Origin of the sequence: Tardiphaga sp. vice154, assembly GCF_007018645.1 — a bacterium.
In the GTDB taxonomy this organism is placed as follows: domain Bacteria; phylum Pseudomonadota; class Alphaproteobacteria; order Rhizobiales; family Xanthobacteraceae; genus Tardiphaga.
Map to the genome: position 1 here is coordinate 1,568,513 of NZ_CP041399.1, position 23,779 is coordinate 1,592,291.

General features: G+C 61.5%; 20 protein-coding genes and 1 pseudogene. 10 read left to right on the forward strand and 11 right to left on the reverse strand.

The window, feature by feature from the left end; genetic code table 11:
• Nucleotides 1-100: 100 nt before the first annotated feature.
• The 4 genes from FIU28_RS07340 to FIU28_RS07355 all read left to right on the forward strand — a co-directional run bounded on the left by FIU28_RS07340 (nucleotide 101) and on the right by FIU28_RS07355 (nucleotide 6,517).
• Nucleotides 101-1,849: a CocE/NonD family hydrolase gene (locus FIU28_RS07340; RefSeq protein WP_143572317.1), complete on the forward strand. Its 1,749-nt coding sequence runs from the start codon at nucleotides 101-103 to the stop codon at nucleotides 1,847-1,849.
• 63 nt (nucleotides 1,850-1,912) lie between these two features.
• Entirely contained in the window at nucleotides 1,913-3,670 is a 1,758-nt protein-coding gene (locus tag FIU28_RS07345; RefSeq protein WP_246660903.1) for a CocE/NonD family hydrolase, read from the forward strand.
• A 100-nt stretch (nucleotides 3,671-3,770) separates the two neighbouring features.
• On the forward strand, nucleotides 3,771-5,429 hold the full coding sequence (locus FIU28_RS07350; RefSeq protein WP_246660904.1) for a CocE/NonD family hydrolase: 1,659 nt from the start codon (nucleotides 3,771-3,773) through the stop codon (nucleotides 5,427-5,429).
• Nucleotides 5,426-6,517, forward strand: coding sequence for a Bug family tripartite tricarboxylate transporter substrate binding protein (locus tag FIU28_RS07355; RefSeq protein ID WP_143572318.1), 1,092 nt, complete (start codon nucleotides 5,426-5,428; stop codon nucleotides 6,515-6,517). The genes FIU28_RS07350 and FIU28_RS07355 overlap by 4 nt, the downstream gene beginning before the upstream one ends.
• Nucleotides 6,518-6,596: 79 nt before the next feature.
• Here the strand turns inward: FIU28_RS07355 and FIU28_RS07360 are convergent, their stop codons facing one another.
• From FIU28_RS07360 to FIU28_RS07375, 4 genes are all read right to left on the reverse strand, one after another.
• The gene (locus FIU28_RS07360; RefSeq protein WP_143572319.1) at nucleotides 6,597-7,574 is read right to left on the reverse strand and encodes an NADPH:quinone reductase; all 978 of its coding nucleotides are present in this window, start codon (nucleotides 7,572-7,574) and stop codon (nucleotides 6,597-6,599) included.
• Nucleotides 7,575-7,749: 175 nt separating this feature from the next.
• Complete coding sequence (locus FIU28_RS07365) at nucleotides 7,750-9,276, reverse strand: LVIVD repeat-containing protein (protein ID WP_143572320.1); 1,527 nt, start codon at nucleotides 9,274-9,276, stop codon at nucleotides 7,750-7,752.
• A 48-nt stretch (nucleotides 9,277-9,324) separates the two neighbouring features.
• Nucleotides 9,325-10,308: a Bug family tripartite tricarboxylate transporter substrate binding protein gene (locus FIU28_RS07370; protein WP_143572321.1), complete on the reverse strand. Its 984-nt coding sequence runs from the start codon at nucleotides 10,306-10,308 to the stop codon at nucleotides 9,325-9,327.
• A 203-nt stretch (nucleotides 10,309-10,511) separates the two neighbouring features.
• Nucleotides 10,512-11,132 carry a cupin domain-containing protein gene (locus FIU28_RS07375; protein ID WP_143572322.1) on the reverse strand — a complete coding sequence of 207 codons (621 nt, stop codon included), beginning with the start codon at nucleotides 11,130-11,132 and terminating at the stop codon, nucleotides 10,512-10,514.
• A 261-nt stretch (nucleotides 11,133-11,393) separates the two neighbouring features.
• Between FIU28_RS07375 and FIU28_RS07380 the strand changes: the two genes are divergently transcribed.
• The 6 genes from FIU28_RS07380 to FIU28_RS07405 all read left to right on the forward strand — a co-directional run bounded on the left by FIU28_RS07380 (nucleotide 11,394) and on the right by FIU28_RS07405 (nucleotide 17,865).
• Nucleotides 11,394-12,620: an alpha/beta hydrolase family protein gene (locus FIU28_RS07380; protein ID WP_143572323.1), complete on the forward strand. Its 1,227-nt coding sequence runs from the start codon at nucleotides 11,394-11,396 to the stop codon at nucleotides 12,618-12,620.
• Between the two features lie 27 nt (nucleotides 12,621-12,647).
• On the forward strand, nucleotides 12,648-13,892 hold the full coding sequence (locus FIU28_RS07385; RefSeq protein ID WP_143572324.1) for a hypothetical protein: 1,245 nt from the start codon (nucleotides 12,648-12,650) through the stop codon (nucleotides 13,890-13,892).
• Nucleotides 13,893-13,966: 74 nt separating this feature from the next.
• On the forward strand, nucleotides 13,967-14,953 hold the full coding sequence (locus FIU28_RS07390; RefSeq protein WP_168209940.1) for an ABC transporter substrate-binding protein: 987 nt from the start codon (nucleotides 13,967-13,969) through the stop codon (nucleotides 14,951-14,953).
• Complete coding sequence (locus tag FIU28_RS07395) at nucleotides 14,950-15,762, forward strand: ABC transporter ATP-binding protein (RefSeq protein ID WP_246660905.1); 813 nt, start codon at nucleotides 14,950-14,952, stop codon at nucleotides 15,760-15,762. Before FIU28_RS07390 ends, FIU28_RS07395 begins: the two co-directional genes overlap by 4 nt.
• Nucleotides 15,755-16,594 (forward strand): ABC transporter permease, encoded by an 840-nt coding sequence (locus FIU28_RS07400; protein WP_143572326.1) that lies wholly within the window; start codon nucleotides 15,755-15,757, stop codon nucleotides 16,592-16,594. The genes FIU28_RS07395 and FIU28_RS07400 overlap by 8 nt, the downstream gene beginning before the upstream one ends.
• Nucleotides 16,595-16,641: 47 nt before the next feature.
• Complete coding sequence (locus tag FIU28_RS07405) at nucleotides 16,642-17,865, forward strand: alpha/beta hydrolase family protein (RefSeq protein ID WP_143572327.1); 1,224 nt, start codon at nucleotides 16,642-16,644, stop codon at nucleotides 17,863-17,865.
• A gap of 281 nt (nucleotides 17,866-18,146) precedes the next feature.
• Here FIU28_RS07405 and FIU28_RS07410 read toward each other — a convergent pair whose 3' ends face one another.
• From FIU28_RS07410 to FIU28_RS07435, 7 genes and pseudogenes are all read right to left on the reverse strand, one after another.
• On the reverse strand, nucleotides 18,147-19,169 hold the full coding sequence (locus tag FIU28_RS07410; protein WP_368039460.1) for an IS3 family transposase: 1,023 nt from the start codon (nucleotides 19,167-19,169) through the stop codon (nucleotides 18,147-18,149).
• Nucleotides 19,100-19,249 (reverse strand): annotated as a pseudogene (locus FIU28_RS27320) (transposase); the annotation flags it as partial. The pseudogene FIU28_RS27320 and the gene FIU28_RS07410, both read right to left, overlap by 70 nt.
• A gap of 198 nt (nucleotides 19,250-19,447) precedes the next feature.
• Complete coding sequence (locus tag FIU28_RS07415; RefSeq protein WP_143572329.1) at nucleotides 19,448-19,849, reverse strand: DUF4149 domain-containing protein; 402 nt, start codon at nucleotides 19,847-19,849, stop codon at nucleotides 19,448-19,450.
• Nucleotides 19,843-20,553, reverse strand: coding sequence for a bifunctional 2-polyprenyl-6-hydroxyphenol methylase/3-demethylubiquinol 3-O-methyltransferase UbiG (gene ubiG, locus FIU28_RS07420; RefSeq protein ID WP_143572330.1), 711 nt, complete (start codon nucleotides 20,551-20,553; stop codon nucleotides 19,843-19,845). The genes FIU28_RS07415 and ubiG overlap by 7 nt, the downstream gene beginning before the upstream one ends.
• Complete coding sequence (locus tag FIU28_RS07425) at nucleotides 20,543-21,364, reverse strand: methyltransferase family protein (RefSeq protein ID WP_143572331.1); 822 nt, start codon at nucleotides 21,362-21,364, stop codon at nucleotides 20,543-20,545. Before FIU28_RS07425 ends, ubiG begins: the two co-directional genes overlap by 11 nt.
• A complete protein-coding gene (locus FIU28_RS07430; RefSeq protein ID WP_143572332.1) occupies nucleotides 21,361-22,308 on the reverse strand; it encodes an NAD(P)/FAD-dependent oxidoreductase in 948 nt (315 codons plus the stop codon). The genes FIU28_RS07425 and FIU28_RS07430 overlap by 4 nt, the downstream gene beginning before the upstream one ends.
• Entirely contained in the window at nucleotides 22,305-23,480 is a 1,176-nt protein-coding gene (locus FIU28_RS07435) for an FAD-binding domain-containing protein (protein WP_246660906.1), read from the reverse strand. The genes FIU28_RS07430 and FIU28_RS07435 overlap by 4 nt, the downstream gene beginning before the upstream one ends.
• Between the last annotated feature and the right edge of the window lie 299 nt (nucleotides 23,481-23,779).

A 23,779-nucleotide genomic window follows, 5' to 3' on the forward strand; every position in this document is an offset into this window, starting at 1 on the left:
TGTAGCGTTTGGCTGTCGTCAGTCGGGCGAACCTGCGGCACCACGCCGCGACCGCTGTACGTCGCGCAGTAAGATTTCCTCACAAATTACTGGGGCCACGATGTCCAACAAAAATGAGATCCGCGACGGCATGCGGATCGATTGGGATGTTCCGATCACGATGGAAGACGGCGTCGTCCTGCGTGCCGACATCTTCCGCCCGCTGAATGATACGCCATGCCCCGCGCTCGTCACCTACGGTCCATACGGCAAAGGTCTGGCGTTTCAGCAGGGCTACAAGACGGCCTGGGAAATCATGGAGCGCGACTATAACGACGCGCTCGAGGGCACGTCGAACAGATACCAGAACTGGGAAGTTCCGGATCCCGAGAAGTGGGTCCCGGATGGCTACGCCTGCGTACGTATCGACAGCCGCGGCGCCGGACGGTCGGAAGGGTTTCTCGCGGTGCATGGCCCGCAGGAAACCCGGGATTTTGCGGCGTGTATCGAGTGGATCGGGTCGCAGCCGTGGTGCAGCGGCAAGGTAGGCCTCAACGGCATCTCCTACTATGCCGCTAACCAGTGGCGGGTCGCCTCGTTGCGGCCGAAGCATCTGGCTGCCTTGTGCATCTGGGAAGGCTTTGCAGACAACTACCGCGATGCAACGCATCACGGCGGCATCCTCTCAGTGTTCCGCAAGAACTGGCAGGACATGCAGGTGAAAACCGTGCAGCACGGCGTCGGCGAGCGAGGCGCGCGCAGTGTCGTTACTGGCGAACTCGTCTGCGGGCCGGAGACGCTGTCCGAGGAAGTTCTGGCCGCTAACCGCGCCGATATGCCGCGCGAATTGCTGACCCATCATCTTGATGGAGATTATTACTGGTCGCAGGCCGGCGATATGGCGAAGATCGAGGTGCCCTTGCTCAGCGCCGGCAACTGGGGCGGCCAGGGTCTGCATTTGCGCGGCAACGTCGAAGGTTTCGTCAACGCGGCGTCGACGCAGAAGTGGCTCGAGATGCATGGCGGCGCGCACTGGGCCGAATTTTATACCGATTACGGGTTGGCGCTGCAGAAGTGCTTTTTCGGTCATTTCCTGAAGGGCGAGGCGACCGGCTGGGAGCAGCAGCCGAAGGTGCAGTTGCAGATCCGGCGGCCGGGCCTGACCAAGTTTCCGGTGCGCGCGGAAAACGAGTGGCCGCTCGCGCGCACGCAGTGGACGAAGTTCTACTTCGATCCGGACACACGCGCGCTGACCACCGACGTCCCCACATCCAGCACGACGCTCGCCTATGACGCGATGGGCGACGGTCTCACTTTCATGTCCGCACCGCTCGAGCAGGAGATGGAAATCACCGGCCCGTCCGCCGCAAAGCTGTTCCTCAGTTCGGCAACCGCGGACGCCGACGTGTTCCTGGTGCTGCAGGTGTTCGATCCCGAGGGCACGGAAGTCGTGTTCTACGGAGCGCTCGATCCACATACGCCGATCGGGCAGGGCTGGCTGCGCGCGTCGCATCGCAAGCTCGATTCGTCGCGCAGCAAGCCCTATCGTCCCTACCACGCCCACGATGAGCTTCAACCGCTGACGCCCGGCGTCAGCACCGAACTCGACGTGGAGATCTGGCCGACCTGTATCGTGATCCCGCGCGGTTACCGCTTCGGCCTCTGCGTGCGAGGCAAGGATTATGTCTGGGCGGGCGCGGCGACGAGCCTGTCGAACATGAAGCGGCCGATGACCGGCTGCGGGCCGTTCGTGCATGACGATCCCGAAGATCGCCCGGCCGAGGTCTTCGGCGGCGAGAACACGTTGCATTTCGCACCGGACAACGCACCCTTCGTTCTGTTGCCGGTAATCCCGCAGACACAGAGCTGAGACGACGGCGATCGAAGTGGCGCGAAGGTTCTCCATAGAAGAACCGCGCAGGGGAGAAGACGAATGGACAAGGGCGATGCCGGCGTTCGGCTGACGCAGGACAACATGCTCATCGAGATCGACGTTCCGATTGCGATGGATGACGGTGTGGTGTTGCGGGCCGACATCTTCCGGCCCGTCGAGGCCGGCAATTATCCTGTCATCATCAGTTACGGCCCTTACGGCAAGGGCCTGCCGTTCCAGACCGGCTACAAGACGGCCTGGGACATCATGGCGTGCGAGCACCCGGACGCCGTGGCGGGGACCTCCAGCAAGTACGCCAATTGGGAAGTGGTCGATCCCGAGAAGTGGGTGCCCGATGGTTACGCGGTGGTGCGCGTCGACAGTCGCGGTGCCGGCCGGTCGCCGGGCTATCTGGACCATCATTCGCGGCGCGAGACCCAGGACTTCTACGATTGCATCGAATGGGCAGGCGCGCAGCCGTGGTCGAACGGTAAGGTCGGCCTCAATGGCATTTCCTATTACGCCACCAATCAATGGCGCGTGGCCGGCCTGGCCCCGCCGCATCTTGCTGCGATCTGCGTCTGGGAAGGCTATGCCGACCGCTACCGCGACGCCACGCATCACGGCGGCATCGCCTGCACCTTCCAGAAGAACTGGCAGGAAATGCAGGTCAAATCGGTGCAGCACGGACGCGGCGACAACGGTCCGCGCTCGCCGTTGACCGGCGACACCGTCTGCGGTCCGTCGACGCTGTCCGAGCAGGAGATGGAGCACAACCGCTCGAAGCTGTGGCCGGAGATCATCGATAACGCGTTCGACGGCGACTTCTATCGGGTGCGCTCCGCCGACTGGGCAAAGGTCAAGGTGCCGCTGCTGTCCTGCGGCAATTGGGGCGGTCAGGGCCTGCATCTGCGCGGCAATATCGAGGGCTTCGTCCATGCAGCCTCGGAGCAGAAATGGCTCGAGATGCATGGCGGCTCGCACTGGGCACTGTTCTACACCGATTACGGCGTTGATCTGCAGAAGCGTTTCTTCGATCGCTTCCTCAAGGGAAAACAGAACGGGTGGGAAAAGCAGCCCCCCGTGCAACTGCAGATCCGCTATCCCGGCGAGAAATTTGTGCTCCGCCATGAAGGCGAGTGGCCGATCGCCCGTACCAACTGGAGCAGGGCCTATCTGCACGGCGAGACGCTGGTCGCTGAGGCTCCGCAAGGTGGCGCGGCGCAGGTGACGTTCGACGCGACCGGCGAGGGTGTGACCTTCCGCGCGCCGCCGCTCAAGGAATCGCTCGAGATAACCGGTCCGCTCGCCGCAAAGCTGTACGTGTCGTCGTCCACCGTGGACGCGGACGTGTTCCTGATCTTTCGGGTGTTTGACCGGGCGGGCGACGAGGTCGTGTTCCAGGGCGCTCTGGACCCTCATACGCCGGTGGCGCAGGGCTGGCTCCGCGCCTCGCACCGCGAACTCGATCCTGTCCGGTCCCTGCCGTACCGGCCGTGGCATGCCCATGCCAGCGCGCAACCGCTGGTGCCGGGCGACATCTATGAACTCGACATCGAAATCTGGCCGACATCGATCGTGATCCCCGCCGGCTACAGCTATGGGCTGACCGTCCGCGGCACCGACTACGAATACGCCGGACCGGCGGCGACGCTGTCGAACATGAAGAACCCGATGAAGGGCTGCGGCCCGTTCGTCCACGACGATCCGGAGGATCGTCCTAGTGACATCTTCGGCGGCAAGACCACGCTGCATATCGGCGGCCGGCACGCGCCGTATGTGCTGCTTCCAATCGTTCCGCCGAAGCAGGAATCCTGAAAGACACTTACGAGCGAATTCGGAAACAAGTGACGAGGAAGCGGGGACGCAAATGGGCGAAGGCATTGGGATGATTTTCGAGAAGGACGTCCTCATCGAGATGGACGACGGCCTGCACCTTCGCGGCAACGTGTTCCGTCCTAAGGCCGAAGGTCGCTATCCTGTGATCATGGCGCAGGGCGTCTACGGAAAGGACGCCCATTTCGAGGACGCCTTTTCCGTGCAATGGGGCAAGCTGCTCGCGATCTATCCCGACCTTTGCGAAAACGGTTCGACGGGACGCTATCTGCGCTGGGAGACCGTCGATCCCGAACGCTGGGTGCCGTTCGGCTACGTGGTCGTTCAGGTCGATGCGCGCGGTACCGGCAAATCGCCGGGCTATCTCGATCCCCGCTCGCCGCGCGAGATCCAGGACTACTGCTGTTCGATCGAATGGGCGGGAACGCAACCCTGGTCGAACGGCAAGGTGGGCCTTGCCGGAATTTCCTATTACGCCTTCACGCAGTGGGCCGTCGCCGCGCTGAAACCGCCGCATCTCGTCGCCATAATGCCCTGGGAAGGCTACGTGGACTACTACCGCGACGGCAGCCATCACGGCGGCATCTATGCCAATGCTTTTACCTCGGCCTGGTGGCCGCGCCAGGTGCTGGTCAACCAGCACGGCAACGGCGACACCACCTATTTCGACCGCGACACCAACCAGCCAAGCACCGGACCCGCGCTGCGCCCTGACCAGCTCGAGGCCAACCGGACCGATTATCCGGCGGACCTGCTGCGCCACAGATTGGATGACGCCTGGTATCAGGAACGCACGCCCGATCTCAGCCGGATCTCGATCCCGGTGCTGTCCGCGGGCAACTGGGGTGGCCCCGGCGTTCACATGCGCGGCAATGTCGAAGGCTTCTTGAACGTCGCCTCGACGGACAAGTGGCTGTCGATGCACATCGGCACCCATTGGGACAGCTTCTATCTGCCGGAATACGTTGCAATCCAGCGCCGTTTCTTCAATCGTTTTCTCAAGGGCGAGAATAACGGCTGGGATCAGGAGCCGCGCGTGCAACTCGCAATCCGTCGGCCCGAGAGCACCATTCGCGGACCGAACACCGCGGCGTTCCGCATGGAGAACGAATTTCCGCTCGCGCGAACGCAGTGGACGAGGTTTTACCTCGATGCACAGTCTTCCGCAGTGTCGACGGTGAAACCCGATCACGCAAGCGCGCTGGAGTACGAAGCGTGGGGCGAGGGCGTCACGCTGCTGTCGCCGCCTTTTGCTGAAGAGACCGAGTTCACCGGTTTCGTCACCGCGCACCTTTTCCTATCGTCGTCCACCGATGACATGGACATTTTTGCCACCATCCGCATCTTTGATCCGCGGAGTCAGGAAGTTGTTTTCACGGGCGCCCATGAGCCAACTCCCGTAACCCGCGGCTGGCTGCGTGCGTCGCATCGTAAACTCGATCCCAAACGCACGCTCCCTTATCGGGCGTTTCATGCCCATGACGAAATTCAGAAGCTCGATCCCCGCCGGATCTACGAGGTCGACGTTGAACTCTGGCCGACCTGCATCGTCTTCCCCAAAGGATATCGCCTTGCCCTGACACTGATGGGGAAAGATTTCGAATTTCCCGGAACGCCCGGGCGACTGCTGCATAACCACCCCGTCGACCGGCCTGCCGGCGTGGCCAGCACGAATACGATCTGCACCGGCGGCGACCAGGCGTCGTATTTGCTGATGCCACTGATTCCGAGCGCATCGTGACGCCGCGCAGCAGTCAGTTGACCGAAGCGCCGGATGCTCGCGCCCGCACGCGAAAGTCAGCGAACCCGCCTACGACGGCCAGCCAGTGGAGAACGATCATGGTTTTTTTCGGCGCGCGCTATCGCAACTGCTTGTCTCGAACCCTGTTGACGATCTGTGCGTCGTTGACCGTGGGCGCATCGGCGGCCTCGGCCGAAGATTATCCTGACCGTTCGCTCAAAATCGTGCAGCCTTTTGCCGCCGGAGGCTCGACCGACGTCCTCGCCCGTGGCCTGGCGCAGAAGCTCAGCGAGTATCTGCGCCAGCCGGTGATCGTCGAGGCGCGGCCCGGTGCCAATGGCATCATTGCCACGCAAGCCGTCGCAAAATCTCCGCCGGACGGCTACACGATCCTGCTCACGACCGGCTCCTTCACTGCGAATCCGCAGGTCGCGAGCAAACCGCCATACGATGTCTTCAAGGAGTTCAAGCCGATCACGCAACTGGCCGGTTCCTATGGACTGGCTCTGCTCACTAACCTGCCGGCGAATTCGGTGGCGGAACTCGTCTCTGATGCGAAGAAGGCGGCAAAGCCGCTCTCCTATGCGACGTCCGGCGCCGGCAACCTGACCCATATCGCGGGCCGGCTGTTCGAGTTGCGAACCGGGCTCGACCTCACGGCGGTACCCTACAACACGCCCGCCATGCTTTCCGACGTCATGACCGGCACCGTCAGCATGACCTTCAACTCGCTGTTCACGGCTGTTCCGATGGTAGGGCAGAAGCAGATCAAGGCGCTGGCCATCACTGGCGACCGCCGGTCGCCGGCGCTTCCCGATACGCCGACCATGGCGGAAGCGGGCATGAAGGACTACAATCTGACGGGATATTTCGGCATTCTGTTCCCGGCCGGCGTCCCGACCGACCGGGTCGAGCGTATCTACCGGGAAACAATGAGAGCGCTCGAGACGCCTGAAGTCAGGAAGCTGATCGAAGAGAATGGTCTTTACGTGGTTGGCTCATCCCCCGACGAGTTTGCTGCCTATATCAAGCAGGACTTCGACTATCAGAAAAAACTGATGGATGAGGTCGGACTCCGGCCTAACTGACGGCGTCCAAGAACGCATCGCGCTCGATTTATCGGGCGTCCGCGACGGGTGACGATGGCCCGCGTCATCCGCAAACCCGTCAAGCGATATTGAGAACCAGGTTGCCCAGCAAGGTGCCGCCCTCGACCATCTCGTGCGCCTCGACAATTCGATCCAGGGGCATTTGGTAAGCGACGGTGTGAACGAGGCTGTTCTCGGTGAGCAGCCGACCGATCTCGGCAAGCCCACTGGCCCGGTCGGATACGGTCAACTCATAGATAAAGGCAAACGAAAGGCGGATGTTCAAACTCATCAACGCAAGGCTGGGAAGCGTGCTCTGCTGAGCTGACATGCCGTAGACGGCGCAGGTGGCATGTGGCTTCAGTATGTCGGGATAGTACACGGCGTTCCGCGACAAATCCATTTCGATGATGGAATCGACACCGGACGGCGCCAGTTGCCGCACCTTCCGAGCGACGTCCTCCGTGAGATAATTGATCACCTCGTCTGCGCCGGCAGACAAAGCATGCGCGGCCTTCTTGTCGCCACTGACGGTCGTCATCACGCGCGCGCCACGCCGCTTCGCCAGCTGGATCGCGTAATGTCCCACCGATCCGGCGCCGCCGGCGATCAGAATCGTGTCGCCAGGACGTGGATCTGCCAGATGAACGGCATGGATGGCGGTGAAGAGCGGAATTCCGAGGCAGGCGCCGATGTCGAAGCCGATGTTGTCCGGCAGGAGCACGGCCTGCTCGGAGGGCAGGGATATGTATTCAGCGGCCGTCCCGAAGGCCCGCTTCCACTGGCCGTTCCAAATCCAGACGCGCTCGCCGATCCGACTCGGCGCGACGCCGTCACCGACGGCATCAATGATGCCGGCTCCGTCGCTATGAGGCACCACGAGCGATGCCGGCATGGGGCGGAACCCGCCAATTCGCGCTTTCCAGTCGGACGGGTTGACGCCGCTCGTCATCAGCCTGACGCGGACTTCTCCGGGCCCCGGCACGGGGGTCTCGAGTTCGCCAAGTTCGAGGACGTCGCTCGCGCGTCCCTGGCTTCGATAGAAGGCTGCACGCATCTGCTATTCCACTCCAAGTGCCGAAATCTCGATCGAAAGGGTTCCGGCCGAAACGCGGTTCGCCCTGCAACCTCGGCAAGGCGACAGGCCGTCTTGCCGCTGATTGCGTAGCAGAATTCGCCCTCGACGTCTGTCATGGTGCAGACGACGATGATGCAGCTTGAGCCACTCGACCTTAGTCTTCACATCCCGCGTTCACATGCGGCACCGACCATTCGGTAACCGCCATCGCCTCCAGCTTGGGCGGACCGAGAAAGGGAGCCGACAGGCAATAGAGCCCTGCATGGGTCGAGACCCAGATCAGGTTGCGGTCCCACTCGATGAAGACAGCTTCGGTCGTCCCGCGGCGCCAGCTCATGTAATCGTCGATCTCGCCGTCGCGCGGCGGGACGAAGTAGGCGACTTCCTTCGGTTCGGTGGGGTCCGATATGTCGAAGAGGCGGATGCCCGCGTTCAGATACGACAAGGCGACGACGTCCGGACGTGCCTTTCCTGGCGCGATCCAGTGTTGCATCACGCGCGAGCTGAAGCGGCCTCGCGCCATCGCGAAATCCTTGTAGGGCGCGTCCGGGTGCGGCATCGGCCGGGGAAACAGGCCGATGATGCGGGGACGCGCCGGGTCTTTGACGTCGATCACGTAGCTCGTGTGCCAGGGTTCGCGCGCATCGGCTTCGAGCGACTCCGGGATGCCGATTACGAGGTTCTGCAACTGCGGAAACCGGGCAGGCTCGGCGTTGACAGGAACGACGTGGTGAAAGGGAATGCCGCCGATCGCCTCGAGCGGGTGGGAGACCTTGCCGTAGACTTTCGGATTCCGGATGTCGCTCAGGTCGTGCACGTACAACCCGAAATGGCCCCAGCCGCCATAGCCGACCGTGCCGCCGTCTTCGACGCGGACCGGGACGATGCAAGGAGTCCGGGTGCTGGTCCACGAGGATTGATCGCCGGCAAACGGGTAGGTCGTGCGATACAATTCCTCCTCGTCGAGCCGCTGGCCCGGTACCCACCATCGCGACACCTCCTTGACGTTGGCAGGATCGGTCATGTCAACGATCATCAGGCCGTTGCTGTAAACGCGCTCGGTGCTCTCCATACGGAGCTGGTCGTCCCAGCCGCAGGCTAGGTAGGCGTATTGACCGCCGTCGTAGAACGGTAAATGCACGCCGTGGCCGGAGGCGCCGGTATTGAACTCGCTCAGCAGTTCGGGCTTTTCCGGGTTGGTGACATCGTACGTCTTGATGCCGCGGAAGCCGGGATCGCTCAGTGCCTTCTTGGCATACTCAAGATGATATTTCCCTCGCGGATACTGCGGGGTGCCCGGCGTCAGCGGCATTTGATGCGCGACCACGCGTATCCATTTTCGAAGCGTCTTGTTATAAACGCAGCTGGCGAACACACCTGACGTCGTGTCTGCGAGCACCTGTGCCTTCAAAGGTTCAGTCACATCGACCCATCCGCCCTTGAAGGCAATCAGGCGTCGCTTGTTTTTCGCCCATAGGCACGAGTGCTCGTCTCCGAAGATCATGATGTCGATCTCGGGGTAATGCGCGATGACCTCCATATTGGATATATACTGTTTCCGGTCGAGGTAGGTGAGCGCTCCGGCCGGCATGCGGAAGGGAACCGTTCCACCACCTTCCATGACGCCGTTCGTTGCTACATCAACACTCGCGATCGTCGATTGCCTGCTGGTTTCGGCCATTGCGTTTCCTCGTCGAGATGCGTCGGCTTTCGGCTTGGCAAAGCCGGACTATTGAGCGGCGATACCGAGTTCGTTGATCAGGCCGGTAAATCGGCTGTAGTCGCTTTGCCAGAGGCGGCCGAGATCTGCGGGCGTGCCGGGAGAAGGGTCGATATGCAGACTCTTGACGTGCTTCTGCGTGTCCGGATCCGCAATGGCGCGGTTCACTGCGGCATTGATGCGTTCGATCATGGCAGGCGGAGTTCCCTTCGGCGCGAAGAAGCCGAACCAGCCCAGCATCGTGAAGTCGGGAACGGTTTCGCTGATGGTCGGCATATCCGGCGCCGCCGGGTTGCGGGTCCGGGCGCTGACGGCAAGTGCCCGCAACGAACCGTCGGTGGTATAGCTCAGGCTGTTGGCAAAGCTGAGCGAGCCGGCCTCGATCCGTCCGGAGACCAAGTCGGGAACGATCTGCACGCCGCCCCTGTAGGGGACGTGAACGTAGTCGAGCCCCGCTTGCTTGCGCAGCATCTCGAACATCAGATGCGGGAAGCTACCAAGCCCGACCGTTGCAATCTTCACGGTTCCAGGATTTGCCCTGGAGTAGTCGATAAGTCCTCGCAGGGAGGTAACCGGAAGGGCAGGCGTCGTGAGTATCGCAATGTAATTCACATAGGTAAGCGCCACCGGTTCGAGACTTGCTCGCACGTCGAACTGCCATTTGTTCATGATGGGCGTGATCACCATGCTTCCGAGCTGGCCGACCGTCAGGGTATGGCCATCCGGCTGGGCAGTTGCGGTCGCCTGCAGTCCGGTGAGTCCGGACCCGCCGGGCCGGTTCTCGATGACGAGTGGCTGCCCAAGACTTTTCGCCATACCGTCGGCGAGAAGTCGCGCGATGATGTCGACAAGATCTCCCGCAGGAAAGGGAACGATGACTTTGATTGGCCGGGTGTGCTGCGCTTGCGCCCGGGCGCCGTTCACCCAAGGCAAGGCTAATGTCACAGCAAGCAGCCAAGCCCATCTGACATCCAGCATCCTTCGGCCGATCATAAAGCTCTCCCTGCGGAGATATGGTTGGACCCCGTTCCAGAAATGTCGTTCGCGAAGGCAGCCCGCCGGAAGTTTGACGGGACCTGTCCGCCGTTCGCGGTGCGACGGATTTTACATGTACTTAGACCGTCGTGCCTCTGCATGGCTTGGCTCCCGGGATCGGGCATCAGTATTCAAGCAACTTGAATGGATGTCAAACAACCTCAGAAGCTCGGCGGTGTGTTCACGACGATGAACTTTGCCGGCTTGCCGCTCGAATTCTTGTAGCCGTGCGGAATCTCGGAGCGATAGCAGATCGAATCACCGGTGTTGAGCAGGTACTTGGCGTCACCGATGATCAGTTCGACCTGCCCTTCGATGATATAGGCGACTTCCTCGCCCTCGTGCGTCACCAGCCCTCCGCCGCTGCCGCCGGGGGCGAGGTTGTGGATGCTGCCCTGCAACAGGCGGGCCTTGTCGTAAGGGATCAAACGCTCCAGCGTCAGCCCCGGTCCGCTGCGCAGCGGATCCGTCTTGACGATCGGCCGCTCGCCGGCCCTCGACAGAAGCCCGTCGGGCTCGGACGGTTTTTCGAATAGCTGGCCCACCGTCAGTTCCAGTACCTCGGCGATCCGGTAAAGCGCGTTGAGCGACGGCACAGCGCGGCCGTTCTCGATCTTGGAGATCATGCTTTCCGAACAATCGGCGGCCTCGGCGACGTCCTTGAGGCGCAACCCCTTGGTCATCCGGCCGTGGCGCAGACGCACCCCCAGATATTCGTTGTTTCCAGCGGGCACGGCGGCCGGCTTCTGCTTCGAGGAGGGCCGCTTCTTCGTCTTCAACATCTAAAATCCAAATCGTGAGCCAAGCGAGCGCCTACGTTCCATCACTGAAACTTTGACGACAACTGCGATCATATCGCAACCCCGAACACCCGCCGCGCTTCATGGCACACACGTGCTCAGAAAGTAATCGGGCTTGCTCAATGAGAAAGCAAAAAGGAACTGAATTCAAATGACTTGAATTAAAAATTTCACGCTGTTAGCTTTTCCGGATCAGCTCCCGGAGCGGAGCATTGCTGCAAGCCGTACTTGGGAAGGAAGCGGATGTCCGAAGAGTTCCTCATCGATCAGGTCACCAACGAAACGCACGGTGTGTATCAGCCCTATGGCTGGCACCACTGGCCGCAGTTTCCCTGGATGAGCTATCAGTTCCGGCGCGCCCTCGGCGAGACGCAGGAGGGCGGTGGCGCGGTGTCGGAGTGCTTCCTGGCCGCCAGCCGGATGATCCCGGGCGACGAGGAGAGCTGGCACCGCGAGTGGAAGCGGATTGCCGACTTCAACCAGGAGCGCGGTGATTCCGAGTTCGGCAAAGGCCATGTGCGCACGGCGATGAATTGCTGGCTGCGCGCGGCCAATTATTATCGTCACACCGAGTTCTGGCTCAAATACACCGATCCGCGCCGAATCGAAGCCTTCACCGACATGGAGGAGTGTTCTCGAAAATTCATTTCGAACCTCAATCCCGCGGGCGAAGTCCTGCAGATACCCTACGAGAACGACAAAACCCTGTTTGCGTATTTTGTCCGTGCGCCGTTCGATACCGGCAAGCAGCCGGCTCTGATCTGCATGGGGGGCCTTGACTCGATCAAAGACGAAATGTGGTTCATGCAGGCGCACGGCGCCCTGCAGCGCGGCATCTCGGTGCTGATGATCGACGGCCCGGGGCAGGGCGGCACGTTACGCCGGCACGGCTTGCCGACCCGCGTCGACTACGAAGTCCCGATCGGCAAGTGCATCGATTACCTGCTAACCCGCGACGACGTCGACCCGGCGCGCATCGCGGTGTGCGGTTCGTCGCTCGGCGGCTTCTACGCGGCGCGCGCCGGATCCTACGAACATCGCCTGGCGGCAGCGATTTCGCACGGCGCGATCTGGTCGATCTCGGAGTTGTGGGCCAATGCGACCGAGACGCATGGCCTTGCTGATCACATCAAGACCGTGTTCGGCGCGTCTTCGATGAAGGAGGCGCTGGAAAAGGCCCGGCCGTTCACGCTCGAAGGCCACCTCGAGAATATGAAATGCCCATACCTGATCGTTCACGGCGGCCATGACGTGCTCGGCGTGGCGCAGGCTTCGCGGGTCTACGATTATGCCAGGGCCAAGGGCGTCAATGCGACCTTGCGTCTGGTGACCGAAGAGGAAACCGGTGCCGACCACTGCCAGCACGACAACCCGACCATCGGGCAGGAACTGATGGCCGACTGGCTCGCCGGTGTGTTCGGTATCGACGAACGCGAATTGCGCAAGAAAGCCACCAATCCCTTGATTTGATCCAAACCGCCTCGAAAGGAGATCGCGATGTCCGAAGTGAAGTCCTATGGCGACGCCTACTACTCGATGACCTGGATGGGACCGAAAGGGTATCCCGAAGGCGGCAATTCGGGCCGCTGTTATTTCACCGGCATGTTGGGAATGCTCCGGCTGCACGGCGAGAGCGACGTGCTGTTTGCGGACGGCACGTCGGGCGACGGCTTTTCGTTTCGCTGGAGCCCGGTATGGGGCGCGCCTGCGTTCAACGGCGGCGCAGGGGCCTTCCATGAAATCTGGGAATATACGCCGAAGGCGCTCGGCTACGTCGGGCACTGGGAGCAGGACCATGAGGGGGGCTTCGACGAGGCCTTCACCAAGCTCTGTGGTCTGGTCGATCGCGGCATTCCGGTCCAGGTCGGGCTGCATTATTCGCTGATGCTGCCTTATGGCGCCAAGACGTCGCCGCGGCTTAAATTCCAGCATGAGACGATGGGCAAGACCGGGTTTGGTCACCACGTCGTGGTCGCCGGTTACGATTTGCAACGTGGCACGGTCACGATCTTCGAACCCAACGATATCTTACCGCACTCGCGCTACGAAGCGCCGATCGACGTGTTTCGCGCCGCATGGGAGCAGTCGATGCAGCGCGGGCCGAAGGGCTACGAGCCCTGGGAACATCACCACCCGTTCGGCGGCGAGTGGAGTTTGCATGACGGCTATGGCCCATACCTGATGGTCTGGGTCGAGCCCGAGCGTGATCCGCACTGGGACATCGCGCAATCGATCCGGCATTCGTTCCGGCGTAACCTCAAGATCCTGTCCGGGGAGTATCCGAAGCCCTATGCGCTGTTTGGCAACCAGTGGCAGATCCCGCGCTTCGAGACCGGCGCGCCTGGCATGGCGGCCTTCGCGGCCCTGGTCGTCAGCGGCGCGGTGAAGGATACCAATGGGCCCAATGGCGCAACGATCCCGCTGTTCGTGCGCGGCAACATTCCGAACCACGGCGTGCTTGGCCGGGCAGGCGCTGCCGGCTATCTCCGGCGTGTCGCCGCAGAACTGGGCGTGCGCGGCCTGGCGAATGCCGACGTGCTTGCTGCGGCACAGGAAATGCAAGCATCTTCGGAGTTGTTCAAGACGCTTCGCTACGAGGCAGACCTCGCCAAGGCCGGTGAAGTGCTGTCACGGATCGCAGCGCATGAGGTGGCCGCGCTGGCATCAATGACCAAAGCATGGCCGGTGGTGCAGACGATTACGGAACATGCGCCGTCGCGACAGGACGTTGCGGCGGAGTAGCCGGGCGGCTGCTTCGCAAGGATTTAGTAATTCGCTCGGTGAGCGTCAATGCATATTGCCAGGGGATCATGACGATGACGTTGAAGAGTGTATTACTCGGCTTCTGCGCCTGCATCGCGTTGGCCGGCAGCGCCGCGGCGCAGCAGGACAATTACAAGGTCCGCGTCGTTGCCGGGGCCCCGGGATACGACCACATCCAGCCGTTCATCGCGGAACACCTCAAGCTGTGGGATAAGTACGGCGTCAAGGTCGAGTTCATGGGCGGGAATTATCAGCGTTCCAACCAGCAGATGTCGATCGGTGATTTCGACGTCGGTTATAACCAGTACGCATCCTCGATCCGCTATCTTTCCGCCGGCATCGATAGCGTCATCGTCGCCGCGTCATCCGCCAATTGCGCGATGATGATTGCCGGACCGAACGTCAAATCGTGGGCCGACGTCAAGGGCAAGCGCGTCGGCATCGTCACCAAGTTCGACGTGCAGGCGCTGACCCTGACCAAGCAGATCCTGCCGCGTTTCGGGCTCTCCGAAAAAGATGTGCAACTGGCGCTCGTTCCGGTACCGGAGGTCGCATCTGCTTTGCTTACCGGCGACATTGCCGCCGCGTTCCCGTTCGAGCCCTACGGCACCGACGCGCTCGGGAAGGGTGCCAAGCTGCTTCTGGCGCCGAACGACCTGATCGACAAGACCAAGCTGGATTCGGACATGCTGCGAAACGGCATGATCATGACCCGCAAGTTTATCAAGGAGCATCCTGAACTCGCCAAACGCCTTGTGTGGGCGCATCTCGACGCCGTGCACTTGATGAAGACCGACAAGAAGACGGGTCTCGAGGTCCTGAAGCATTACACGCCGAACATCGACATCTCGCTCCTCGACAAGTCGTATGACAGTTGCGGCTGGCAATATAACGAGCCGCCGAAAGCCTGGATCGAAGCGTTGATCGGCTGGATGAAAGAGGACGGCCTGCTGCAGAAGCCCGTCACCTACCAGGACGCCGTCGATATGTCGCTGGCCGAGAAATATCCGGGTTATCCCGGCTACGAAAAGCTCAAGTGAGCCGCTCGGACATGGTGATCATCAAGTCGCTGAGCAAGAAGTACACGTCGCAGGGTGCGGACATGGCCGCGCTGATCGACATCAATCTGGAGATCCAGGAAGGCGAGTTCGTCTGCCTTCTCGGTCCCTCCGGCTGCGGCAAGTCGACCTTGCTAAAGATCGTCGCCGGCCTCATTCCCGCAACATCCGGGGAGGTGGCCATCAATGGCCAGGCGATCGACGGCCCCGGTCCCGAGCGGGCCGTCGTGTTTCAGGACTACGCGCTGTTTCCCTGGATGAGCGTCCGCGACAACATCGAATTCGGGCTGGAAGCGCGCCGGATGGCGGCGGCCGAACGAAGAAAGATTTCCGACAAATTGCTGCGGGTTGTGGGCCTTGCCGATTTCGCAGATCGATATCCACACCATCTGTCGGGCGGCATGAAACAGCGGGTCTCGATCGCGCGCGCGCTCGCCGTTGATCCGTCGCTGTTGCTGATGGACGAGCCGTTCGGCGCGCTCGACGCTCAGACGCGCCAGACGCTGCAGGACGAACTGCTGCGCATCTGGCGCGAATACCGCAAGACCGTGATCTTCGTGACCCATTCTATCGAAGAGGCGATCTACTTGTCCGACCGTATCGTGGTCATGACGGCACGGCCGGGGCGCATCAAGGAAGTCATCGCGATCAGTGAACCGCGGCCGCGCGACATGACCGGCACGGCGATGAACGAGCGGCAGCGCGAGGTCCGCGCCGTGCTCAACGAGGAAATCGAGCGCGCGGCTGTCCTCGAGCAACGGGACATGATGGTCGGAGCATCCCATGGCTGATTTATCGTACAACAAAGCCAGCGAGGCCGGTGCCACTCTTGCCGCGTCTAGGATTCTGGGCCGGATGGTGCCGGGCCGCGACCGGCTGCTGGGTATCTCCACCATGGTCGTCTTCATCGCCGGATGGGAGATTGTCTACCGGCTCGGTCTGATGCCGGTGTGGGCGTTCCCATCGCCCTGGAAGGTCGTTCTCGCGTTTCAGGAATTGATCGCCAACGGCAAGCTGCTGACCAACACCGCGGCCAGCGTCGGCCGGCAGGTCACTGGCGTCTTGCTGGCCGCGCTGGTCGGCATTCCCGCCGGCCTGGCGCTGGGCGCATCACCGACCGCGCGCGCGGCGTTTCTTCCGCTGTGCCGGCTGCTTTATCCGATCCCGGGTATCGCCTGGATTCCGCTCTCCATCCTCTGGTTCGGGGTCGGCTTCAAATCTACGGTTTTCGTTATCTTCTTCTCCGGCGTCTGGTCGATCATGTTCAACACCATGACCGGGGTGCAAACGCTGAGCGGCCAGTACACCGACGTCGCCCGCGTCTATCTGGCGTCGCGCAGGTTATATACCTGGCGCATCCTCATTCCGGGATCGCTGCCCTACATCATCACCGGCATGCGGCTCACCTACGGCGTAGGCTGGCGCGTCATCGTCGGCGCGGAAATGATCTCGTCCATCACCGGGCTCGGCTTCCTGATCGACGACGCGCGCTGGCAGCTGCGGCCGGACATCATGATCACCGGCATGATCACCATCGCGATGATCGGCTGGGTCTCGGAGAACTGGTTCTTCGACTGGGTCGAGCGCCGGACGATCGAGAAGTGGGGCATGAAGACGACCTAGCCTCGAAGTTTCACCTTTCATTGCCATCCAACGATTCGAGCATCTGCATGACCAGCGCCAGCGCCGCCGAGAAGAAACTGATCGACTCCGAAGTGGTGGACGAACACGCCCATTACGAGCCTTATGGCTGGCACCACTGGCCGAAATATCCCTGGCCGTCCTATCAGTTCCGGCGTTCGCTGGGCGAGACGCAGGAGGGCGGTGGAACGGTTTCGGAGAGTTTTCTGGCGGCGAGCCGGATGATCCCTGGCAACTACGATAGCTGGCACAATGAATGGATGATCGTGGCCAACGCCAGCATGGCGCGTGGCGAACAGGCCGAGGCCTATGGCCATATTCAGACCGCGATGAACTGCTATCTGCGCGCGGCCGATATGTATCGTTCGGCCGAATTCTGGCTCGATCCCGCCGATCCCCGCCGACTACCGACGTTCGATAAGTGTGAGGCCGCCACTCATCGCTTCATGAACTGGACGGTGCCAAAGGGCGAGATCGTCGAGATTCCCTACGAGCCCGGCATGCCGATGACGGGCTATTTCTTTCGTTCGCCGTTCGGTGACGGCAAGCAGCCGGTGCTGATTTCGTTCGGCGGCCTCGACTCCTTTAAGGATGAGCTGTGGTTCATGACCGGCCGCGGTGCCCTGCAGCGCGGTATCTCGGTGTTGCTGATGGACGGGCCGGGGCAGGGCGCAACCCTGCGCCGCTACGGGCTGGTCACGCGTTACGACTACGAGGTGCCGGTCGGCAAATGTATCGACTGGCTGGAGCTGCGGGACGACGTCGATCCCGGCCGCATCGCAGTCTCCGGGTCGTCGTTCGGTGGCTATCACGCCGCACGGGCCGGCTGCATGGAGCCCCGCCTGGCGGCGGCGATTTCGCACGGCGGCGTGCTCAGCCTCTATGATCGCTACAAGGACCGCGCCGAGGATCACGGCCTCGCTGGTCACATGAAGTGGGTGTTCGGCGCCGACACGATGAAAGGCGTTGCGGAGAAGACCCGCAATTTTGACCTGCGCGGCGCGTTCGAAAACATGAAGTGTCCTTATCTGATCCTGCACGGTGGACACGACGTGCTGGGCGTCGAAGCCGCCAAGGAGGGGTATCAATACGCCAAATCTGTCGGCGTCGATGTGACCTTCATTCTGGTGGAGGCGGATACGACCGGCGCCGAGCACTGCCAGCACGACAATCCGACACTGGGCCAGGAACTCATGCTGGACTGGCTGGCCGACAAATTCGGCATAGATCAGCACGGCCTCATCAAGACCTGATAGACGATCTTCAAGTCGTCCTAGGGAAGCCGCCGATACCAGTGCAGAGTGCTGCGCGTCCCCGGCTGTTAATCGGCACGCCACTCAGCTTCTTTTTCAGTCAGCCTCTCATGCCTCTACTTTTGAATCCTGACCTGCCCCGCCGATTTCCTTAAGTTGAAGTTAGAGTCCGATTTTCTGTGCTCTGAGACCGAAGTTTGGACCACCGGCAATTAGAGTTTTCCGGCTTTTGCTCTGGGACCGAAGTTTGGACCACCGGCAATTAGAGTTTTCCGGCTTTGTCATGATGGCGGGCTGGTTGCGCCGTCACGATTGAGCAACGAAATCGGGGTCTTCTGCCCGATTGCCCCATGGGGGCGTTCTTCGTTGTAGTATCTGCGCCAATCCTCCAATTTTGTCCGGGCGTCGTCAAGGGTAAGGAACCAATGAGTGTTCAGACACTCTGCGCGGAAGCGCCCGTTGAAGGCTTCGATGAACGCGTTGTCGGTCGGCTTGCCAGGCCGGCTGAAGTCCAGCGTGACGCCATTGACGTAGGCCCACAGATCGAGGTCACGGGAGATAAACTCCGAGCCCTGGTCGCAACGGATGGTCTTTGGATAGCCGGCCACTGAGCAGATTTCCTGCAGCTTCTGAACGACGTTCTCGGCCCGGTAACTGAAGCGCGGATCAAGGGCCGGCACATAGCGCGAGAAAAGATCGACGATCGTCAGCACACGAATTTTATTGCCGGTGGCCAGCTGATCATGAACAAAATCCATCGCCCAGGTTTCGTTCGGCTGGGTGGCAGCTTTGCGATCGTCCCGCAGCTTGGCCTTGATCCGTCGTTTCGGCGTTTTGTTGCGCAATTGCAGGCCTAATTCGCGATAGATGCGCCGTGTCTTGTTCTGGCCGAGTTGCCATCCCTCACGCCGCAGCAGCACATGAACACGCCGGTAGCCGAAGCGTACCCGGGTCTGGCAGATCTCTCGGATTCTCGCCTCGAGACTGGCCTGTTCGGGTCGCCGCGATTTGTAGTGATAGGTTGAGGTGTCGACCTCGAATACCCGGCAGGCGCGCCGGATCGAGATGCCCCATTCACCACAGATCCCGTCGACGAGCTTGCGCTGACGAACAGGCCTCAAATTTTTCGGCGGATGACGTCCTGCAGCATCTCCTTGTCCAGCGAAAGGTCGGCCACAATCCGCTTCAGCTTGGCGTTCTCGTCCTCGAGTTGCTTCAACCGCCGCATCTCGGTCGGCAGCAAGCCGTCGTATTTCTTCTTCCAGTTGAAATAGGTCGCCGCGCTGATCCCCGCCTTCCGGCAGATGTCCGCCACCGGCATGCCATCAGCGCCTTGCTTCAAAATGAACGACTTCTGGGCCTCCGAAAACTTCGATGCCTTCATTGTTCTCCGCTCCTTCCAGCCCGGGAAGTCTAGCGGAAAACTCTAGCCATAAGTGGTCCAGTTTGGCGGCCTCAGATCATCTGAAGGACGGAGATGAAGCGAGCCAGGTTTACGGAAGAGCAGATTAGTGTTTGCTAATAACGCCGAGCCGAATTTAATCCAATACTTTCCGCAGAAATCGAAAAATTCGATCGATCTTTAGGCTAGTCCACCGACAAAACGCGCCAGTACAACGCCGGCGAGCGCGATATGAGCCAGTGTGATCGCCACTGACAGTCCGTGCAGCGCATTGAATCGTGCCCGCGCCCCTGTGTCCGTAGCCCGGTTAATTGCAGGCATCAGAATCTGACGGACGGGCAGCGTAGTTACTGCGATGGTCGTCAGCAGCACGGCCGACAGAGGATCAAAAGGCCAGACCAGCGCTGTCGCTACCGCAGCCGTACCCATGACGAAAAGGTAGAACAGCGGAAACGCGCGGCGTATCGTTGGCCCCGCCACATCAGGAGGTAAGGCGCTGAAGAGGAAGGCCGCAAAGCCGAACGAATAAAGCGTTATTCCTCCGAAAAGGAGCGCCGTGATCAGAAGTGCGGCGGTTAGCATCTGTAGGTCTCCGGTTTGCGTGCGATCCCCATGTAGAGAATTGCAGTCACTGGCAGCGGCCCAAATTTCAGGTCCAGCCGCCGGTTCACGCCGCACGGGCCAAGCCCTGTGATGGGGCCGGGCACCAGGCCCGCACCCTGTATCGCGTGGTGCAACTCACGCGGCTTGATGAAGAGTGCTGGATCATGTGTGCCTTTCGGCAACAGGCGCAGTACGTCCTCGGCCACGGTGATCGTAACAAGGCGCGCGATCGGATTGCGGTTGATCGTGTCGAATAGGAGCACCCCGCCAGGGCGCAACACGCGTGCAATCTCGGCCAGCACGCGGCTTAGATTGGCCACATGCTCCAGTACGTCGACGCAGACTACCGCATCGAAGTTCGCGGCGGCATAGGGCAGTGCCTCGCCAGCGCCCACGTCATAGTGGATTGTCAGGCCCATGGCGCTTGAATGGCAGCGGGCCGCCGCCACCGCCTCAGCCGCCGGGTCGATACCGGTCACGCGGGCCCCCCGCTCTGCCATCGCCTCGGCCATGAAGCCACCGGCACATCCCAGATCGAGCACGTCCTTTCCTGACCACTCGAAATGTCGGTCGAACCATTTCAGTCGCCCTGGCACGAGGTTCTTCAGTGTGCGTACCCACCGCACCTCGTCCGACCACCACTGGTCAGCCACCCGATCGTAGATCGTCTGATCATTGCGCATGGGGACGGTCCTTGGCTCGCGACCGGCGGGCCACGGCGTAGGGAATAGTGTCGCGGTAGCGTTGGAACCGGTCACCATAGCGCGCGGCAAAGCGGCGTTCTTTCAGTCGGGGCGCCAGCAGGCAATAGGCGGTGTAGCAGACAGCCAGCGCCAACTGGTCCGGCGTCCAAACCGGCACCGTCCAGAGCGTCAGCGCAAAAGCCACGTAGATCGGCTGACGGATCACCCGGAAAAGACCATCGGTCGGCATGTCGGGGAACACAGGGCGGATCCGCGCCATCAAAGACATCCATCCGAGTGCGCCCGACTGAACCTCAGCACCCGCGTCGAAGCTAGCTTCCAATAGTAGCAGCCAGCTTGCAGCATAGACAGCGCAAATAGCCCAGAACGCCGTGCCCTCAGCCCGCCACCAGACGATGCCCGATGGCGTCCAAAGCGCGAATAGCGCCAAAAGCTGCGCCGATGCAATAATTGCGTAGGTGGTGGTGGCGAGCGTCGCGCCATGCGGGCCTGGGATCACGCGGGCGAGCCACCGCCCACCGGGGCCGGTCAAGAGCAGCGAGTGGGCAAGCGGAAACTGCAGGATCAACGCCAGGTTCGCCAACAGTGCCCAGGGCCAGGGCACGCGGCCAAGGCTCTCGCTCAGGCCGAATAGCATGGCGGCGATCATGGCAAGCACGGCCGCGGCGAAGACCGCATGGCAGACCAGCCCAAGCGCTATTGCTAGTGCGATCCTTCCTGCCCCTGGCGGCGGGCTCCAGGCCGCGCGGATCAGGGCGATCAGGCGGGCGATACGGGGGTCGGCGGTCATGACATCTGCGCCACTAGATCGTTGGCGATGGCCGTACCGCTTGTCCAGGCAGCTTCGACGCGTGGACCGATGCACCAGTCACCGCCAAGGTAGAGCGACCCGCCGGCATCGCGCAGAAACGGCTTGCCGAGTGGAGCCGTCACGCGCGCGTATCGCCAGCGGTGCGCAGCGGCGTGGCTCACACGGTCAATCGTCACGCCAAGCCGGTCGCAAAGCATCGGCAGCATGAGCGCGGCGATTGTAGCTGGGTCATCCTCCAGATGTGCGGAGCTGAATGTCGGACTAGCCTGCGCCACCCAGGCCACAGCGCCGTTCGAAACACTGATCGCAGGTTGCCCCGGCTTCGCGCTGTTTTGCGCGATCCACGCAAGCGGTTCATCCGGAGACTCGCGGGTCACGAAGGGCGGGCGCGCCAGGATACCAGCCATCAGCGTCAAGCAAGGATCCATCCGCACCTCGCCGATCATTGCCACCAGTGAATGGTTCGCGCTCAGAAGACCCTCCACTTGCGGTGCAGGAACGGTGACGACGACGCGAGCGGCAGGGTAACACGAATCCCCCGCCAATACCTGCCAACCGCCTTTGCTAGGTCTAATAGTGTTGATCTGCACTCCCTGGCGGATGTCCAGCCCTGCCGCCAACGCCTTTCCTATTGTCGCCATACCTGGCATGCCCACCACGCGGGCGCGTCCCGACCCATCGGGCCATGGAATAGCAGAGCCCGCGGCAACGAGCTTCCGCAATACCGCGGCAAAATCTACGCCCTTCGCGGTCACGTATTGCGCGCCATGGTCGAATTGCAGCCCGTCTGCCCGGCGGGTCGCCACCCGCCCGCCGATCCCGCGCCCCTTTTCAAATAGGACCGTGCGCACACCGGCCTGCATCAGCCGCTGCGCGCAAGCCAGCCCCGCGATGCCCGCGCCCACGATCACGACAGGGATCATGCCAACCCCATCTCATGCAAGATGCGTGGGATTTGCTGTTTGACTTTGAAGAACCCGGCCGTCGCGTCGGGCCAGATCGCACTGTCCCAGTCGCGCCGCCATTCCGCGAGCACGATCCCCCGCGCGGCCAGCACCGGCACAGCTTCGGTTAACCAGTCATACAGAGGTCCGCGTGGAACATAAGGCGTGACGATCTGCGTCACATCCGCGCCTTCCGCCCAACGCGCCAGCACTTCGGAATGATCAGCTCGCAGGGCGGCCCCAGGAATCTTCGTGCGCGAAACGGTATCGGCAAGCGCCACATTTTCAAATTGCGCGACCGCATCCGCTACTGGGAGCGGCGACCTCAGGTGACTGGCCGCCAGCGTGGCAGCCGCTCGAATGTCCAGGCTATCGTGCGCAAAGTCCTCGATCCCACAGTCTTCTTCCGTGATGAGGAGGCCAGTCGGTCTGCAACGCTGCGGCGTCGTGACGGCCCGCAACGGCAGCAAAGGGGGTAGCCCATCGGGCTCGTACGCCTCCAGCCCTGCCACGACCTCAGCAAGGTTGCTGTCGCTTGGGGTAAATCTCTGCCCGGTAAAGGTGGCGATGTTCCATGCCTGCGCGCGATAGGGTTTGCCGCGCGTGTGCAAGCCCGCAACCCACCGCCAGCCCAACGTGTTCGACGCCGGATCGCCATCGATGAGGTGGCGATAGAAGAAATCTGCACCCAGACGCCACGGCAGGCCCAGCGTGAAGATCCATATCGATGCAAACCACATGCGCGCATGATTGTGCAGATAGCCGGTTTCGACCAATTCCCGCGACCAAGAGTCGAAACAGTCCAAGCCCGTCTCGCCAGCTTCGGCGCAGGACAAGTTAAGGCGCAATCGGCTGTCACGTCCAAGTTTAGCCAAATCGTCGAGGAGCCCGTTGCGGTAGCTGTCCCAGACTTGCGGGCGGCGCTCCATCCAACCCTTGAAATAACTACGCCAAATAACCTCTTCGATGAATTTGCCAGCCGTCGTCAGCCCGTGCGCCGCCAGCGCCGCGGCTATGACCTCGCTCTCGGTCACCAGACGGCGGCGGATCCAGGGCGACAGCACAGACACCGCCTCGCGATTCCTGGGCCCGATGTCATAGCTGCGCCCATTCGCATATTGCTGCCCCATAGCCGGCGTGAAGGCCTTCATCCGGATCAATCCGTGCTCACGAGTGGCAGTAAGATCTAGCATTTATCTGTCACGGCCTGATAGGTTATAGCTTGCGAGATGTAGTCTAAAGATTCACAGTATCCAGAAGAAAACGCATATCTTCTGTCAATCGGCATTGGACTGGCCCATTGTCAGCATAAAAAGAGGCTTTGACGCACTTTTGGTGCAGGCGCATCATGGTGCGTTGATTTGTCTTGCTTAAAGCAAGTTGAGCTTGGAGCATCCATTGTTATTACAGGGCTGACCGCGCAATTATCCCAAGTAACACCGTTAGCGAA